General features: G+C 46.9%; 14 protein-coding genes. 6 read left to right on the top strand and 8 right to left on the bottom strand.

Features of this window, described 5'->3' with window-relative positions; genetic code table 11:
- Nucleotides 1-26 precede the first annotated feature (26 nt).
- The 4 genes from AC5JBY_RS25195 to AC5JBY_RS25180 all read left to right on the top strand — a co-directional run bounded on the left by AC5JBY_RS25195 (nt 27) and on the right by AC5JBY_RS25180 (nt 4,479).
- Nucleotides 27-1,460: an APC family permease gene (locus AC5JBY_RS25195; RefSeq protein WP_495907439.1), complete on the top strand. Its 1,434-nt coding sequence runs from the start codon at nt 27-29 to the stop codon at nt 1,458-1,460.
- Between the two features lie 92 nt (nt 1,461-1,552).
- Nucleotides 1,553-2,548 carry a bifunctional heptose 7-phosphate kinase/heptose 1-phosphate adenyltransferase gene (locus AC5JBY_RS25190; protein WP_495907438.1) on the top strand — a complete coding sequence of 332 codons (996 nt, stop codon included), beginning with the start codon at nt 1,553-1,555 and terminating at the stop codon, nt 2,546-2,548.
- Between the two features lie 48 nt (nt 2,549-2,596).
- Nucleotides 2,597-3,478, top strand: coding sequence for a fructosamine kinase family protein (locus tag AC5JBY_RS25185; RefSeq protein ID WP_495907437.1), 882 nt, complete (start codon nt 2,597-2,599; stop codon nt 3,476-3,478).
- A 98-nt stretch (nt 3,479-3,576) separates the two neighbouring features.
- Nucleotides 3,577-4,479: a ribonuclease Z gene (locus tag AC5JBY_RS25180; RefSeq protein ID WP_495907436.1), complete on the top strand. Its 903-nt coding sequence runs from the start codon at nt 3,577-3,579 to the stop codon at nt 4,477-4,479.
- 68 nt (nt 4,480-4,547) lie between these two features.
- Here AC5JBY_RS25180 and dapA read toward each other — a convergent pair whose 3' ends face one another.
- The 4 genes from dapA to AC5JBY_RS25160 form a co-directional block, all read right to left on the bottom strand.
- Nucleotides 4,548-5,429 carry a 4-hydroxy-tetrahydrodipicolinate synthase gene (gene dapA / locus AC5JBY_RS25175; protein WP_495907435.1) on the bottom strand — a complete coding sequence of 294 codons (882 nt, stop codon included), beginning with the start codon at nt 5,427-5,429 and terminating at the stop codon, nt 4,548-4,550.
- Between the two features lie 285 nt (nt 5,430-5,714).
- Nucleotides 5,715-6,686 (bottom strand): acetyl-CoA carboxylase carboxyltransferase subunit alpha, encoded by a 972-nt coding sequence (locus AC5JBY_RS25170; protein ID WP_495907434.1) that lies wholly within the window; start codon nt 6,684-6,686, stop codon nt 5,715-5,717.
- Nucleotides 6,687-6,857: 171 nt separating this feature from the next.
- Complete coding sequence (locus AC5JBY_RS25165) at nt 6,858-8,321, bottom strand: M56 family metallopeptidase (protein WP_495907433.1); 1,464 nt, start codon at nt 8,319-8,321, stop codon at nt 6,858-6,860.
- On the bottom strand, nt 8,318-8,689 hold the full coding sequence (locus tag AC5JBY_RS25160; protein ID WP_495907432.1) for a BlaI/MecI/CopY family transcriptional regulator: 372 nt from the start codon (nt 8,687-8,689) through the stop codon (nt 8,318-8,320). Before AC5JBY_RS25160 ends, AC5JBY_RS25165 begins: the two co-directional genes overlap by 4 nt.
- Nucleotides 8,690-8,840: 151 nt before the next feature.
- On the opposite strand from AC5JBY_RS25160, the gene AC5JBY_RS25155 reads away from it, so the two are divergent.
- The gene (locus tag AC5JBY_RS25155; RefSeq protein WP_495907431.1) at nt 8,841-9,653 is read left to right on the top strand and encodes an alpha/beta hydrolase; all 813 of its coding nucleotides are present in this window, start codon (nt 8,841-8,843) and stop codon (nt 9,651-9,653) included.
- Between the two features lie 122 nt (nt 9,654-9,775).
- On the opposite strand, the gene AC5JBY_RS25150 is transcribed toward AC5JBY_RS25155, so the two are convergent.
- Nucleotides 9,776-11,731 (bottom strand): M1 family metallopeptidase, encoded by a 1,956-nt coding sequence (locus AC5JBY_RS25150; protein ID WP_495907430.1) that lies wholly within the window; start codon nt 11,729-11,731, stop codon nt 9,776-9,778.
- A 186-nt stretch (nt 11,732-11,917) separates the two neighbouring features.
- On the opposite strand from AC5JBY_RS25150, the gene AC5JBY_RS25145 reads away from it, so the two are divergent.
- Entirely contained in the window at nt 11,918-12,787 is an 870-nt protein-coding gene (locus AC5JBY_RS25145) for an MBL fold metallo-hydrolase (protein ID WP_495907429.1), read from the top strand.
- Nucleotides 12,788-12,859: 72 nt separating this feature from the next.
- Here the strand turns inward: AC5JBY_RS25145 and AC5JBY_RS25140 are convergent, their stop codons facing one another.
- From AC5JBY_RS25140 to AC5JBY_RS25130, 3 genes are all read right to left on the bottom strand, one after another.
- Nucleotides 12,860-14,140 (bottom strand): TCR/Tet family MFS transporter, encoded by a 1,281-nt coding sequence (locus AC5JBY_RS25140; RefSeq protein WP_495907428.1) that lies wholly within the window; start codon nt 14,138-14,140, stop codon nt 12,860-12,862.
- Nucleotides 14,141-14,283: 143 nt separating this feature from the next.
- The gene (locus tag AC5JBY_RS25135; RefSeq protein ID WP_495907427.1) at nt 14,284-14,799 is read right to left on the bottom strand and encodes a GNAT family N-acetyltransferase; all 516 of its coding nucleotides are present in this window, start codon (nt 14,797-14,799) and stop codon (nt 14,284-14,286) included.
- Entirely contained in the window at nt 14,789-15,586 is a 798-nt protein-coding gene (locus AC5JBY_RS25130; protein WP_495907426.1) for a hypothetical protein, read from the bottom strand. Before AC5JBY_RS25130 ends, AC5JBY_RS25135 begins: the two co-directional genes overlap by 11 nt.

Raw genomic sequence — 15,586 nt, 5'->3', positions numbered from 1 at the left:
ACACTTTGACCTTTATTTAAACTGCTATGGCTGAATCAACACCTGCTTTTAAACCCTCTCTGGGCCTCGTAGATGCTACCATGGTGGTGGCTGGCTCCATGATCGGTTCCGGTATTTTTATTGTAAGTTCTGATATCACTCGTCACGTAGGTAGCTCCGGCTGGCTGATCATGGTATGGCTTATAACGGGCTTTATGACCATTACTGCGGCAGTTAGTTATGGTGAGTTGAGTGGTATGTATCCAAAGGCGGGCGGCCAGTATGTATACCTGAAAGAGGCCTTCAATCCGCTGGCCGGATTCCTGTATGGCTGGAGCTTTTTTGCGGTGATCCAAACGGCTACTATTGCTGCCGTGGCTGTGGCTTTCAGTCGTTTTACAGCTTACCTTGTGCCGGAGCTTGGGGAAAGTAATATTGTATTTATGTTGGGCTCGCTAAAGGTGTCGGCTGCTCAGCTACTGGGTATTGCGCTGATCATCTTTCTCACTTATACGAATACAAAGGGGGTCAAGGGTGGCAAGATCATTCAAACCACTTTTACTACGGTAAAGCTGATATCCTTATTTGGATTGATCATATTGGGTTTTCTGCTGGCCAAGCATAGTTTTTGGGATGAGAACTGGCAAACGGGATTGAATGCCATGCAACTGGAAAAGCAGGATGGCGCTTTTGTAAAGGGTGGCCAGTGGTCTCCCATAAGCGGTACGGTGCTGATTGGTGCTATTGCGGCTGCAATGGTGGGATCTATCTTTAGTAGTGATTCCTGGAACAACGTGACTTTCATTGCCGGTGAGATCAAGAATCCGAAGAAGAATATTGGGTTGAGTCTTTTCCTGGGTACGTTGATCGTAACTGTGATTTATGTTACTGCCAATCTCATGTACCTGCATGTGTTGCCCTTGCAGGAGATCGCTTTCCCTGAGGGTGAGCGGGTTGCTGTGGCGGTGTCCAATTCTATTTTCGGGAGTAACGGTTCTATCGTGATCGCGGTGATGATCATGATCTCTACTTTTGGTTGTAATAATGGCCTGATCCTCGCGGGCGCCCGCGTATATTATACGATGGCTAATGATGGTTTGTTCTTCAAGAAAACAGGAACGTTGAACAAGCATGCTGTTCCTGAGTATGCTTTGTGGCTGCAATGTATCGTGGCTTCTATCATGTGCCTTAGCGGTAGTTATGGGGATCTGCTGGATATGATCTCTTTTGTGGTGGTATTGTTCTATGCGCTCACTATTGTTGGTATCGCTGTTTTGCGTAAAAAGCGGCCCGATATCGAACGTCCTTATAAAGCATTCGGTTATCCCGTTTTGCCTGCTATTTATGTTCTCATGGCACTCACTTTCTGCGTGTTCCTGATCATGATGAAGCCTGTGTATGCAGGTGCTGGTTTAGGTATCGTACTGGTGGGTATTCCGCTGTACTATATAGCTGTTTCGAGGAAAAAGGCGGCGGCGTAGACCCTTCCCGGGTCTTGCATCATTATTGCATTGTTTTCGGCAAAATATAATACCTTGCAAACTGCTTAGGTATTATAAAAGAATGTTGCAATATGGCTGTCTTTGATTTCGACAAATTATTTGCTCAGTTCGAAGGTATTAAGGTTGGAGTTATCGGTGACGTGATGCTGGACACGTATTGGTGGGGGCATGTAGACCGCATTTCTCCTGAAGCACCTGTGCCTGTGGTGGCATTGGACAAGAGAGAGCACCGTATTGGCGGGGCAGGCAACGTTGCCCTGAACCTCGTATCGCTGGGTGCGCAGGTAACGGCTTTATCGGTAACCGGACGGGATGATGACAGTGTTTTGCTGAAAGGGCTGTTTGATCAGGCCGGTATCAATACCAATTTCTTATTGTCTTCTGCTTCCCGTATCACTACTAATAAGGTGCGTATCATCAGCCGCAATCAACAGATGATGCGCCTCGACTCGGAAACTACCAGGGATCTTTCTGCGGAGGATGAACTGGCTGTGTTGCAGATGGTGGAAAAGTACATCGTTACTGAAAAGCCGCAGGCCATCGTTCTGGAAGATTATAATAAAGGGGTGCTTACTGAAAAGGTGATCAGAGAAGTGATTGCGTTGTGTAAACAACACAAGGTGATTACCACGGTGGACCCTAAGCGCAAGAACTTCTTTGCTTATGCCGGTGTGGACATTTTCAAGCCTAATATGAAGGAGGTAAAGGATGGCCTGAACCTGCTGGTAGAGGAGGTGAACATGGATACGCTGACTGATATTCATCATCAGTTGCAGGAAAGGCTTCAGCATCATATTTCATTTATTACGCTCTCTGAAAAGGGGGTATTCTATCATAATCACGACGCTTCCCGTATTATTCCTTCTCATTTGCGCAATATTGCCGATGTGTCGGGCGCGGGTGATACGGTTATTGCTGTAGCTTCTCTCGTGTATACTGCTACTAAAAGTATTGACCTGATGGCTGAAGTGGCCAATATTGCCGGCGGTCTTGTATGTGAAGAGGTGGGTACTGTGGCGATCGATAAGGCGAAGTTGCTGGAGGAGTGTAAGTTGTTGTTGAGGTGAAGTTGATAAGTTAATAGGTTGATAGGTTGAAAAGGAAAAGCAACCAGTATGGTTCCTGCGGTTGTTCATCAATATGTGTTGGAGGTGCTTCAGGCTGCGGTGGGAACGGCTATTTCTTCCATTCGCTTTAGTGCCGTAGGCGGCGGTTCCATCAATGATACTTATCAGGTGATTACCAACTCCGGTAATCGTTTTTTTGTCAAGCTCAATTCTGCTGTTGATTATCCTTCTCTGTTTGTGTTTGAGCAGCAGGGGCTGGAAGCTTTGGCGGCTACCAGGCTGATCCGTACGCCCGGCGTGATAGCCACCGGGGTAGCAGGCTCCTACCAGGTGTTGGTATTGGAATGGATAGAGCAGGGGCTCAAGTCAACGGACTTCTGGGAATCGTTTGGCAGGCAGTTGGCGGCTCTGCATGGAACTACGCAGGAGGGGTTTGGCTTTGCTTACAATAATTATATGGGCGCCTTGCCGCAGTATAATGAGCCGATGGCCAATTGGTGTGATTTCTTCATTCAGCGTCGTCTGGAGCCGCAGCTCAAGCTGGCTTTGGACGGACAATTGATGACCTCTCAACAGGTACGACTGTTTGAAGGTTTGTATAAGGTCCTTCCTTCTATTTTCCCTGTCCACGCGCCCGGCTTATTGCATGGCGACTTGTGGAGTGGAAACTTTTTATGTAGTGATGATCAGCAACCTGTTTTAATAGACCCGGCAGTGTATTATGGCCACCCTGCGGTGGATATGGCTATGACCACTTTGTTTGGAGGCTTTGATAGGGCTTTTTATGACAGCTATTTTTATTATGCCCCGCCAGTACCTAATTATCGGGAGCAATGGGAGGTTTGTAATCTCTATCCGCTATTAATTCACCTCAATTTATTTGGAAAAGGTTACCTGCCTGACATTTTACGTACAATTGAACGTTATTGATTTGCGTTATTATATGGTAATCAGTTAATTTAGCGATGTTAAGCAGCTTTAGGGGCTGTGTCGACGTCTTACTGGCAGTTTAAACCTCTTTTTACGGGATGCTCGCGGTTACTATACTGGGAAATAATTCGGCGCTACCGGCTTACGACCGGCATCCGACGTCGCAACTGGTGACGTTGGACGACCATTTATTCCTGGTTGACTGCGGAGAGGGCACCCAGGTCCAGTTGTCGAAGTACCGCATCCGCTGGGGCCGTATCAATCACATCTTCATTTCTCACCTGCATGGCGACCATTATTTCGGGTTGCCGGGTTTCATCAATAGCATGGGTTTGTTGCACCGGGAGCACGAGTTGCACCTGTATGCGCCTGCGCCGCTGCAAGAGATCCTTGATCTTCAATTGAAGGCTGCTTCTACTGTTTTGCCATATCAGCTTCATTTTCATCCGTTGGGTGAGGAAGGGGTATTGGTAAAGACCGACCGGTATAAGGTTTCCTGTTTTGCTACCAAGCACCGTATTCCGTGCTGGGGTTTTCGTTTTGACCAGGTGAAGGCTCCGCGCCGCGTAAATCCTGAGAAGGCCATCCACTATGGTGTGCCTGCTGCTTTTTATGACCGGCTGAAGCAGGGTGACGATTATACCAACAAGGTGGGGGAGCTGATCCGCAATGAATGGGTAACTGAAGCTGCACCCAAGCCACAATCTTATGCTTATAGTGCAGACACGCTGTATGATGAAGAGTTGATCGATAAAGTACGGGGCGTGGATATTTTATATCACGAGACTACTTATCTCAAAGACCTCAATGACAGGGCTGCCAGCCGTTTCCACTCTACTACCGAGCAGGCTGCCTGTATTGCTAAAAAGGCCAACGTTGGCCGTTTGCTGATCGGGCATTTCAGCTCCAAGTATGACAAGCTGGATATCTTCAAGGAAGAGGCCTGTGGCGTGTTTCCGAATACTGATCTTGCTTTGGAGGGGGTTACGTATAAGGTATAATAAAAAGGCGCAAAGCCATTCCACTATGGAATGAAACTTTACGCCGCTTACTAACCCAGTTCCTTTAATTATTTCTTCAAATACGTTTTTACTTGTTTGTATAGTCCTTCGCTCAAAGGTGTCATAGGTAGGCGCAGGTTATTCTCGATCAGTCCCAGTTCCGCCAAAAAAGCTTTCACGCCAGCCGGGTTGTTTTCTGCAAACATCAGGTCATAGGCTTCTATCAACTGATCGTTCAGTTTCTTAGCTCCTTTCAGGTCGGCCTTTAAGCTATTACGTACCATGTCGGTAAATTGTTGGGGGAAAGCGTTGGCCGCTACGCTGATGACACCATCCATGCCGGTGGCTGTTTGTGCAAAGGTCAGGGCATCATCTCCGCTTACTACCAGGAAGTTCTCCGGACGGTCGCGCAGTATCAGGCTGCATTGTGCCATGTCGCCGCTGGCTTCTTTGATACCTGCAATGTTCGGTACTTCATTGGCCAGGCGAAGGGTAGTGGCGGCAGTCATGTTTCTGCCCGTGCGGCCCGGTACATTGTACAATAATATTGGTTTAGGTGAAGCTGCTGCCAGCATTTTATAGTGCTGGAAGATGCCTTCCTGTGATGGCTTGTTGTAATAGGGGCTGGCGCTCAGTACGGCTGTTGCCTTATCGAGCGGGAAGTATTGGAGGTCTTTCAACAATTCGTGTGTGTCATTGCCGCCAATGCCTACTACTACAGGTACACGGCCGTTTACCTTCTCATACGTGTACAGTATGATGTCCTTCTTTTCATCCTTGCTGAGGGTAGGGGTTTCGCCGGTGGTTCCCAGCGTTACGATGTATTCTACGCCTCCCTTGATCACGAAGTCGATGAGTTTGCCTAATGCATCGAAATCGACCTGGGTGTTTGTTTTGAAGGGGGTAACGAGTGCTACGCCTGTGCCTTGTAATGTTTGCCTGAGCGACATTCTATTGTTGGTTTTAAATTGATGGTGTCGTGATTGATATAGCTGCAAAAAAAAACCTTCCCGCTACGGGAAGGCTTCGATATATTTCAGACATACAAATCTGTCTTTAACCTTCCCCGTACGTGGAGTGTTTCTTGACTTGCTTTGTATGCTTCTTTATGTTTTGCATGATGGGTCCAAAAATAATCAGCAATTGTATTCCACCCAAATTTTTATGTAAGAAACTGCCTGCTGATTGTTGTCTACTGTCTTTAAATATGACAGTGCAAGCAGAAAGTAGCATGTTTATACTTCATCATAGAAGCCCATTTTGCTGAATTTCTCGATGCGTTTTTGTATGCGTTGTTCGGGTGTCAACTGGTACAGCTCATTGATCGTGTTGATCAGGTAGGGCTTCAGCAGGTTGGCTGCTTCTGCATAATCCCAGTGGGCTCCACCTACAGGTTCCGGAATGATCTCGTCGATGATGCCAAACTGGTGCATATAATCGGGTGTGAGCTTCAACTGCTCGGCAGCTTTTTCTTTCTGGTCCCAGCTACGCCATAGAATGGAGCTGCAGCTCTCGGGGGAGATCACCGTGTACCAGGTGTTTTCGAGCATGAATACCTTGTCGCCTACACCAATACCGAGGGCTCCACCAGAGGCTCCTTCTCCGATCACCACGCAGATCACCGGTACTTTGAGGCGCATCATTTCATAGATGTTGCGGGCAATGGCTTCGCCTTGTCCTCTTTCTTCAGCTTCCAGGCCGGGGTAGGCGCCGGGTGTATCTATTAAAGTAATGACTGGTTTGTTGAACTTCTCGGCCAGCTTCATCAGGCGCAGGGCCTTTCGATAGCCTTCAGGGTTGGCCATTCCAAAGTTGCGGAGTTGGCGTGCTTTGGTGTTGATCCCTTTTTGCTGTCCGATGATCATGACGGTTTTGCCGTCGATGGAAGCAAAGCCTCCTACCATGGCTTTGTCGTCGCGCACATTGCGGTCGCCAAACAGCTCTACAAAGTCAGTGGTAAGTTTATCGATGTATTTGAGTGTATAGGGGCGGTCCGGGTGGCGGCTCAGTTGTACTTTTTGCCAGGGGGTCAGGTTTTGGGTAATGGCCTTGCGGGTCTCGATCACCCTTTCTTCCAGTTTTTTGATGGGGTCGCTCAGGTCAATCTTGCTCTTCTCTTGCTTCTGCTTCAGCCCTTCAATGTCATCGAACAGTTCTTTAATGGGTTTCTCAAATTCAAGAAATTGGCGGTTTTTGTCTTGCGGCATAGTTCACAAAATATAAAGCTCCAAAATTAAGGGTTGAGGCCTTTTCTTTCTAATGTTTTCTTAATGATGGGATAATGCGCGGGCATAAAAAAGCCCATCCGGAGGAAAAAACGGACGGGCTAAAGGCCGGATTACCGGTTGCGAATTATAAGTTGTTGATAATGAGTTGTTTTATTGTTCTTTTACTGCTTCCCGTACTGGCACTCTTTTCAGCACAAACACCAAGAGCTCGTCATCTTTGTACGTTCTGTCGTAATCTTCGGGGGTGTGCAGATCGATTTGCACATAGTGTTTACCATAATTCACTGCATTTTTAGACAGCTTGCTCACATAGTACAGGGCAAAATCTGCTGGCTTGTAGTTGGCCAGTACATCGTTGCTTACCCGCTTTCCATCTATCCAAACGCCATACATCTTCGGGTCCTGCCAGTTCTGGAGCTGCTGGGCAGTGGGCGACTTGCGGGCTGGCCGCTTGCTGAACATCAGGGCTGGGTAGCCTTTTCTTTGTTCTGTACTCATGGTGCTGTACAGGGCTTTCAGCCTTATTTTGTCTTCTTTGGAGAATTTGTAACTCAGGTGTTTTTGGCCACCGGTAGTGCTTCTGTCAAGAATAGCATTGAACTCTTTCAGCTCTTCGGCAGATATGCCTGGGCCGGAAGGGTACTGTTTCTCAAAAAAGATAGTGCCTATCTCCCGTACGGTATCCTTTGGTTCTTTTATGGGTGTTGTGTTCTCTGTTTTTTTCTTTTCCGGTGCTTTTACCTGTGCATAGGTTCTGCTGCTGAACAGGAATAGGGCTGCGATGAATAAAGGCAGCAAGGCCAGTTGCAGGCAGGCGATCCGCCTGTTGTTGGGGGATTTTGTCATCATGGTCAATCTTTTTTTAGTGATAAAATAATTGAATGGTGAGGTAAGTGGGGTAGCAAATTGTTGTTCTATTTTATCCAGCAATAAATGCTGGTAGCCTGGGATATCATCATGTGTTTTGATCACTGCATCATCGGCCTGCAGCTCATGGTTCAGCTGCATCGATCTTTTATAAAAGACCAGTGAAGGATTGAACCAGCAAACTACCAGCAGTATTTCTATGAACAATACATCCCAGGAATGTTTTTGGCGTACGTGTGATAGCTCATGGGTCAATAAAATGTTACGTGTAGCGGGATTGTCATAATCTTCCTGGCTGATAAAAATGTACGACAGGAATGTGTGTGCAGGTATATCCCGATTGGTGAGTATAAGTTTTGCGCCATTGTAATGTAGGATCTTGTTGCCGGCAATTGCCCTGCGAATGCGATACAGGTTGCGCAGAAAGCGAATTAGCAGCATGGTCGTGATCAACAAGTAAATGGTGATGGCTATCTGCTCCAGCGTGAGGCTGGTTGTTTTCGTTACTGCCGCTTGTGCAGGATCAGGTGCATCAAAAGGAATGTTGAGTGGCAGTAATATTTCTTCCGGAACTATGCCGCCCACCTGTACTTCAAAGGTGATGAATGGGATCATCAATGAAAACAGGATGCTAAACAACAGGTATGCTCTGTTGAAGGCATACATTTTTTCACGTTGCAGTAGCAGCCTGTATACCAGCAGCAACAGGGCTGAGCAAACCGTTAGTTTAATGACGTAGGTGATCATTTCTTCTTTTTTTCGATTTCCTGGTCGATGATCTTTCTCAATTCTTCCAACTCTTTAGCCGTGAGTTTGGTGGATTTGGTAAAGAAGGAGGCAAACTGCAGGGCTGAGTCGTTGAAGTAATTCTTGATCATGCCATTAACATGTTTCGAGAAATAGTCAGTCTTTTTGACCTTCGGAAAGTATTGCCGGGAGTTGCCGAATACTTTGTGGTCTACAAATCCTTTTTCCTGCATTCTTTTGAGCAGGGTGACCACAGTAGTAGTAGCGGGCTTGGGCTCCGGGAAACATTCTATCAGGTCTTTGAGGAATGCCTTGTCCGACTGCCACAGGTATTCCATCAATTGTTCTTCTGCTTTGGTAAGTTGCATGCTCTACATATTTAGATGTTGCTCTACAAATGTAGAATAAAGGTTTGTATTGTCAAATATTTTTTTGCCGGAAGGGGTGGCGTTAGCAACACTGAGTGATTATATTTACACTCTACTGCCTATTTTTCAATTCATAACAATTTTTTGCAGCATGTGTAAAAAACTAATCTTTACCTGCCTCCTTTTAATAACTGTATTCAACCTGCTTGCCGGTACTGTAGATACGGTTACTACTTTCAGTCCCTCGATGAAAAAAGATATCAAGGCTGTGGTGGTCAGGCCCTCGACGTATGATAAGGCTAAAACTTATCCGGTAGTTTATTTGCTGCATGGCTATGGTGGCAATTATGGCGACTGGATCAAAAAGGTGAAAGCGCTTCCTGCTTATGCGGATCAATTTAATCTGATCATCGTGTGCCCTGATGGTAATGTGGGTAGCTGGTATTTCGATAGTCCTATAGATAGTGCCTGGAGATACGAGACTTATGTATCTAAAGAACTGGTAAGCTGGGTGGATAGTCATTACAGCACTGTTAAGGATAAAGCAGGCCGGGCCATTACCGGACTGAGCATGGGCGGCCATGGTGCTTTATATCTCGCTTTCCGTCACCAGGATGTTTTTGGTGCTGCCGGCAGCATGAGTGGTGGCGTGGATATACGTCCTTTTCCCCTCAACTGGGATATTGCTAAGCGTATTGGTTCTTATAAAGACAGTCCTGATCAATGGGAGAAGAATAGTGTGATCAATCTTACGCATCTGCTCGTTAATAATGCGTTGGCTATTATTATCGATTGTGGTACGGGTGATTTCTTTTTCCGTGTGAATGTGAACCTGCACGAGAAGTTACTGGAAAGGAATATCAATCATGATTTTATTACGCGGCCGGGTGTGCACAACTGGGATTATTGGGATAATGCCGTTACTTATCAGTTGATGTTTATGAGTAAGTACTTTAAGAAGTAGACGTTAGCTTTTAGGTATTAGCTATTAGCAATACAAAAGGGTGATCTATCATTAAGACAGATCACCCTTTTGTATTTATTGCCTTACTGCTAACGGCTAAAAGCTAATTCCTAACAGCTCTTTTAGAATCCAGCCAGTGGCCAGCTATTGTTTTTGTTGTTTACGTCTGGTAAGGTGTTATCCGGATCGAGGGTTACCTTTTTCAGTTTGGAAGTGGACTTATAAGCGAATTGCCATACAGCGCCGTGTTGCCATATTTCTACCGGCAGTTGTACGCGGTCTTTCTTTCCATTCTCTTCTGTTATTTCTACCACTACCGGCATGGGCAGTTTTTCCATGTTGGCGATGGTAATGATGCTGCCTTGTGCAGGATCATCTTTTACGTATGCTACCTCTTGTACGGATTGGTCTATCTTCCAGTTGTTCAGGAACCAGCCTCTCCAGAACCAGTCGAGTGTTTCTCCTGCATTGTTTTCAATGCAATGGAAAAAGTCGTAGGGTGTTGGGTGCTTGAATGCCCACTGGTGTACATAATAGCGGAAGGCGCTGTCGAAGCGGGCAGGGCCTAATACATTCTCACGCAGCAGCTGTAATCCAAAGCCTGGCTTGCGATATGCTACCGTGCCCAGGTTGGCCAGGCTGGTAACATCGGGAATCGTAGAGATGCCTTCGGCAGTGGCGCCAAAGAATGGCTGCACGAAGTTCTTAGCGAGCATTGCGCGGCCGCCTGCATATTCTCCATTGTTGAATTGTTTTTCGGCCAGTGTATTGATAAAGGTGTTGAAACCTTCATCCATCCAGGGGAATTTTCTTTCATTGCTGCCCACGATCATGGGAAACCAGTTGTGGCCAAACTCATGTGAGGTTACACCCCAAAGGCGGCCTCTGCTGGAGCGGGCACTGCAAAATACAATACCGGGATATTCCATGCCGCCCACAATGCCGGCTACGTTCACTGCCATGGGATACGAGTATGGATACAGGTAATCGGAGTAGAACTCGATAGCGCCTTTTACATATTCAGTGGAGCGGCCCCACGCAGTGTCGTTTGCTGCTTCTGCGGGATAAGCACTCATGGCCAGTGATTTTTTACCACCAGGCAGGTTGATGCGGGCTGCGTCCCATACAAAAGAGGTGGAGCTTGCCCAGGCTACATCACGGGTGTTGAGGCACTTGAACTTCCAGGTAAGTGTTTTGCTATTGGTAGGGCGTGAAGCTGGATTGGTCACTTCAGCAGCAGAGCGCAACAACACTGTTTTATCGCTGTTCTTAGCAGCATTCCAACGTTTCAACTGCTCGGCTGTCAATACTTCCTGTGGGTTCAGCAGTTCGCCGGAACCTACTACGATGTGATTGGCCGGTGCAGTAATGTTGTAAGCGATGTCGCCATACTCCAGGTAAAACTCACCTTGTCCCAGGTAGGGTTGTGTGTTCCATCCAAGTACATTGTCATACACGCAGAGGCGGGGAAACCATTGTGCTATTTCATAGATCCAGCCGTTTTTTGTTTGCAGCCGGCCCATACGGTCTGTACCATATTCCGGTATAGTAAACTGGTAGGTTACTTTTATCTGCGTGCTGCCGCCGTTGCTTTTAAGGGCTTTGGGCAGCGTGATCTTCATGCGGGTATCTGTAATGTTGTAGTTTACGTCGGTCGCTTTACCGTTTTCGATGAGGGTTACTGATTTAATAGTATATCCTCCATCGAAGTTGCGGTTGGCCCAGCGACCGCCGGTGATCGCTGTGGCTGCTACGCTGCGCGATTGCAGGCTGTAAATGTTCTGGTCCAGTTGCAACCACAGGAATGATAATGACTGTGGGCTGTTGTTGGTGTAGGTGATCTGTACACTGCCAGCCACCTGGTGTTGTGCGTCATCGAGTGCAGCTTCGATCTTGTAATCGGCTTTGTTTTGCCAGTACTTAGGGCCAGGGGTACCATCGGCTGATCTGATGTCATCGCCGTAGGCAGGGTAGAAGAAAGGGGAAAATGCTTCATGCTGGTCGTACACGGAATTGGTTTGGGCAGCAGCTTGTAGACTCAATACTACTAAACAGCTACTCAGGAGCCTTTTTGTCATAAAACTCATGATGAAAACGGTGTTTTAATGAAAAGAAGGCCTAAAAATAAGCAAATGGAGGTCTCATGGGTTGCCATTAATCAAATAGCACAATTTTTTTAATGTAACCGGGAAATGATGGAATGTGCTTTTCTTCCACCTGTTTCAGGGGGTCGACTCTGGGGATTTGTTATTAATTTGCAGCACATGTCGTTATATATTACCTCTCTGAATTCCGGCAGCAATGGCAATTGTTACTACATCAGCAACGATGAGGAGGCCATTTTTGTGGATGCAGGTATTTCGTGCCGGGAAACCGAGAAACGGATGGCGCGGCTGGGCTTGCAGATGAAGAAGGTAAAAGCCATTTTTATATCACATGAACATGGTGATCATATTGCCGGCCTCTCTGTGCTGGCTAAAAAATACCAGCTGCCGGTTTATATAACAGCCGGCACACTTGAAGAAGGGAGGTTACAACTGAATGCAGAGCAGGTTATTTCTTTTGAAGCCTACAAGCCTATTCAGATAGGCGGCTTGTCGGTTACAGCTTTTCCCAAATTCCATGATGCGGCTGATCCGCATAGCTTCGTGGTATCTTCTTCTTCTGTAAGAGTAGGCGTATTTACAGATATCGGTAAACCTTGCGATCACCTCATCTCGCATTTTCAGCATTGTCATGCGGCTTTCCTGGAAACCAATTATGACGAAGATATGCTGATGAATGGCAGGTATCCGGCAATGCTAAAGAACCGCATTCGTGGTGGCCATGGGCATTTATCGAATATGCAGGCGCTGGAGTTGTTTAAAAAATACCGGCCTTCGTTTATGAGTCACCTGTTGCTATCGCACCTGTCGAAGGATAATAACAATCCACAGTTGGTGCGCGATCTTTTTGAACAGCATACCAGCAGTACTTCTATTATAGTGGCTTCCCGTTTTGGAGAAACGGAGTTGTATCATATTAAATCTTCCGGCGAAGAACTGGCTGCTATAACCCGGCCAGCTGAACGACAAATCACCATTGTGGCGAAAACACCATCTACGCCTCGGCAGCAACAGTTGTCTCTGTTTTAGTGTTTGCATCTATTGCTACGTCTGGCCGCTCAAAGCGGCCTGACTGAATACGTAGCTATTGATCAGACAGCTTTAATGTACAGGCGCATCGGTTGTAGTACCTGCATGGGCAATAGCATCTGCCAATTGTTGGTTCTCTTTCTTTTCCCTCGTTATTACTTTGTGTATGATGATAATGCTGAGTAGCATACATACAGCGCCGATCAGGAAGTGTATGCCCGGGAAATGGAACGGTGCCTTGTCGGTCGTGAAATAAGTAAACGTGCTGTTCATGATCAATGGTCCGAAGATAGTAGTGAGGCTCATCAAACTGGTTAATGCGCCCTGCAATTCTCCTTGTTGGTTGGCGGGTACGTGAACGGATATCACTGACTGCAGGGAAGGACCGCATATACCACCGAGGCAATAAGGAATCAGGAAGGCAAACATCATCCAGCTTTGTGTAGCGAAAGCAAACAGCACCAGGCCCAAGGTGTATAATGAGAGTCCAACGTAAATGCTTTTTTCATTCCCGATCTTAGGAACGATCACTCTTGTTAAGCCGGCTTGTACAGCGCCTACCAGTACGCCCACTACTGCCAACGATATACCTACCATTTTTTCGCTCCAACCGAACCGGTAAATGGTGAAGAAGTTCCAGTTGCCCTGTACTGATTGGGCGCCCAGATAGATCAGGAAAAAGCCAAGGGCCAGTCCACCGATCTCAGGGTGGTCGGTTAAAAACCGCAGAGAGCCAATCGGGTTGGCACGTTTCCACTCAAATGGGCGGCGCTTCTCTTTGCTCAATGATTCGGGTAAGAAAAAGTATCCATATAAACAGTTGAGCAGACAAAGTACAGCAGCGGCATAGAAGGGGGCTCTGATGCCCCAGATGGCCAGCAAGGCGCCAAGTGCTGGTCCCAGTACAAAACCCAATCCAAAAGCGGCACCAATGAGGCCGAAGTTCTTGGCTCTCGATGTTTCATCGGTACTGATATCGGCAATGTAAGCGGTGGCAGTTGTAAAACTGGCGCCGGTAATACCCGCAATAACGCGGCCTACAAACAACCATCCGTAAGAAGGCGCCAATGCCAGGATAATATAGTCTATTCCGAAACCTAATAAGGAAAACAGTAAAACGGGCCGGCGGCCGTAGCGGTCGCTCAGGTTACCGATTACCGGCGAAAATAAAAACTGGGTGATCGCAAAAACAGATAGTAAAAGAGCGCCATAAGTACTGGCCTCGTTGACAGGTATGCCTTTTAACTGGGCAATCAGATCGGCCATTACGGGGATGATCAACCCCCATCCCATGACATCGATCAGGAGTGTAACGAATATAAATCCAATGGCTGACTTCCTGTTTACTTGCATATAATTCAGTTGTTATTCGGGTAATGCAAACTTAGACCACAAAATTTAATAACAGGGAGGGTAAATACGACCATTTACAGGCAATTTGCGGCCATTCACCGACAGTTGGGTGAATGGCTTACAGCAAAAGGGCAATTTGAGACTTACAGGGGCTTTTTCATTTCGAGGAAGCTGAAATCTGCACGGGCGGCAGATGACTTGTTGGCGAAAGGCTCCAGCTTGCCGGTAGGCACAAAGCCTTTGCGTCGGTACCAGTCTATCAACTCATGGCGCAGGTTGATAACTGTGATCGTGATGGAATCATATCCATGTTCTTTAGCGTAACCCTCACTGAATTGTAACAGTTGTTTGCCTATGCCGGCAGCTTGCATGCCGGGTAGCACTGACAGCATACCGAGGTATAAAGTAGTTTCCTTTTTTTCCAGTAATACGCAACCCACTATTTCTCCTGCTGCAGTGCTGCATTTGAACATTGTAATGGCTGGCTGGTCGATAAGCTCCTGCAAATTAGGTTCGGTAGTTCGCTGACCAGCTACCAGGTGACTTTCTGACGTCCAGCTTTTGCCGGGTTCCCCTTCATAGGCACTATTGACAACTTTCGTTACGGCAGGCACGTCGGCATCGGTAGCCGGTAATATTATAAATTCACTATGGCTCATCGCACAAGGTTTTGATATTCGTAAACAGTTTGTTGAACTCGTTTTCTACGGTAGAGTCGCGGCTGATATAAACAAGGGTATTGTTGGCGCAGTTGCTGAAGTTGAAGGTGATCATATCGATCATGGCGTAAGTAATGCGTTGTGGCGAATTATACTTCTCATAAAACTTAGCCATGTAAGTTTCCGGCGCGCCGTTTTTGGCTTTGTGCTCTTCTGTATAATTTTTCCAGGCTGCGAGGAGCGTGGCGGTGTCAGCCGTTAAGGCGGCAACGATTTGTGGACAATCTTTTGCGAACCGGTTTGTTTTCAGTGTAGCCGGGTCAAGAAATGCCTGTAGGGTAGCCTTTTTCAATTCATATTCATCATCCAGCTCTTTCAGTCGTTTTTCTTTCAACTGCTGCCAGAAAGATGTTTTGATAACTTCTGCCTGCTGCAAATGTTCTTTTTTCTTTTCGTATTCTGTAGTGAGTGCTTGCACGTTTATGTTGGCAATGTCCTTTGGTTCATAAACCGTTTGGTCATTGTCGAGCTGCAGGCTGGACAGTCCAAACCATAGCTCATAGGTGCTTTGCAACTGGCTGGCAGTATATAGCTGAGGATTGTAAGAACCTTTATTTTCACATAACTCGGTGGTCCAGGTAAAAATAGCAGCACTATCTGGCCTGGTTTGCGCAGCCGGAGTTTCCTGCTTTGCTTCGGGTGCCTGATCGCTACAAGCGCAAAGCAGCAAGCCTGCTACAATAGCCGTGAATAAAGAAGTGCTGCGGGTTGGGCATTGCCGGGTCAT

The sequence above is a fragment of the Paraflavitalea sp. genome, assembly GCF_059502485.1.
The sequence above is the reverse complement of the archived record's forward strand: the minus strand, read 5'-3'. Positions and strand labels throughout refer to the sequence as shown.

Excerpts from the sequence above, each read along its gene's own strand:
- AC5JBY_RS25195 (WP_495907439.1), top strand. The coding sequence starts at position 27 with ATGGCTGAATCAACACCTGCTTTTAAACCCTCTCTGGGCCTCGTAGAT.
- AC5JBY_RS25190 (WP_495907438.1), top strand. The coding sequence starts at position 1,553 with ATGGCTGTCTTTGATTTCGACAAATTATTTGCTCAGTTCGAAGGTATT.
- AC5JBY_RS25185 (WP_495907437.1), top strand. The coding sequence starts at position 2,597 with ATGGTTCCTGCGGTTGTTCATCAATATGTGTTGGAGGTGCTTCAGGCT.
- AC5JBY_RS25180 (WP_495907436.1), top strand. The coding sequence starts at position 3,577 with ATGCTCGCGGTTACTATACTGGGAAATAATTCGGCGCTACCGGCTTAC.
- dapA (WP_495907435.1), bottom strand. The coding sequence starts at position 5,429 with ATGTCGCTCAGGCAAACATTACAAGGCACAGGCGTAGCACTCGTTACC.
- AC5JBY_RS25170 (WP_495907434.1), bottom strand. The coding sequence starts at position 6,686 with ATGCCGCAAGACAAAAACCGCCAATTTCTTGAATTTGAGAAACCCATT.
- AC5JBY_RS25165 (WP_495907433.1), bottom strand. The coding sequence starts at position 8,321 with ATGATCACCTACGTCATTAAACTAACGGTTTGCTCAGCCCTGTTGCTG.
- AC5JBY_RS25160 (WP_495907432.1), bottom strand. The coding sequence starts at position 8,689 with ATGCAACTTACCAAAGCAGAAGAACAATTGATGGAATACCTGTGGCAG.
- AC5JBY_RS25155 (WP_495907431.1), top strand. The coding sequence starts at position 8,841 with ATGTGTAAAAAACTAATCTTTACCTGCCTCCTTTTAATAACTGTATTC.
- AC5JBY_RS25150 (WP_495907430.1), bottom strand. The coding sequence starts at position 11,731 with ATGACAAAAAGGCTCCTGAGTAGCTGTTTAGTAGTATTGAGTCTACAA.
- AC5JBY_RS25145 (WP_495907429.1), top strand. The coding sequence starts at position 11,918 with ATGTCGTTATATATTACCTCTCTGAATTCCGGCAGCAATGGCAATTGT.
- AC5JBY_RS25140 (WP_495907428.1), bottom strand. The coding sequence starts at position 14,140 with ATGCAAGTAAACAGGAAGTCAGCCATTGGATTTATATTCGTTACACTC.
- AC5JBY_RS25135 (WP_495907427.1), bottom strand. The coding sequence starts at position 14,799 with ATGAGCCATAGTGAATTTATAATATTACCGGCTACCGATGCCGACGTG.
- AC5JBY_RS25130 (WP_495907426.1), bottom strand. The coding sequence starts at position 15,586 with ATGACCCGGCAATGCCCAACCCGCAGCACTTCTTTATTCACGGCTATT.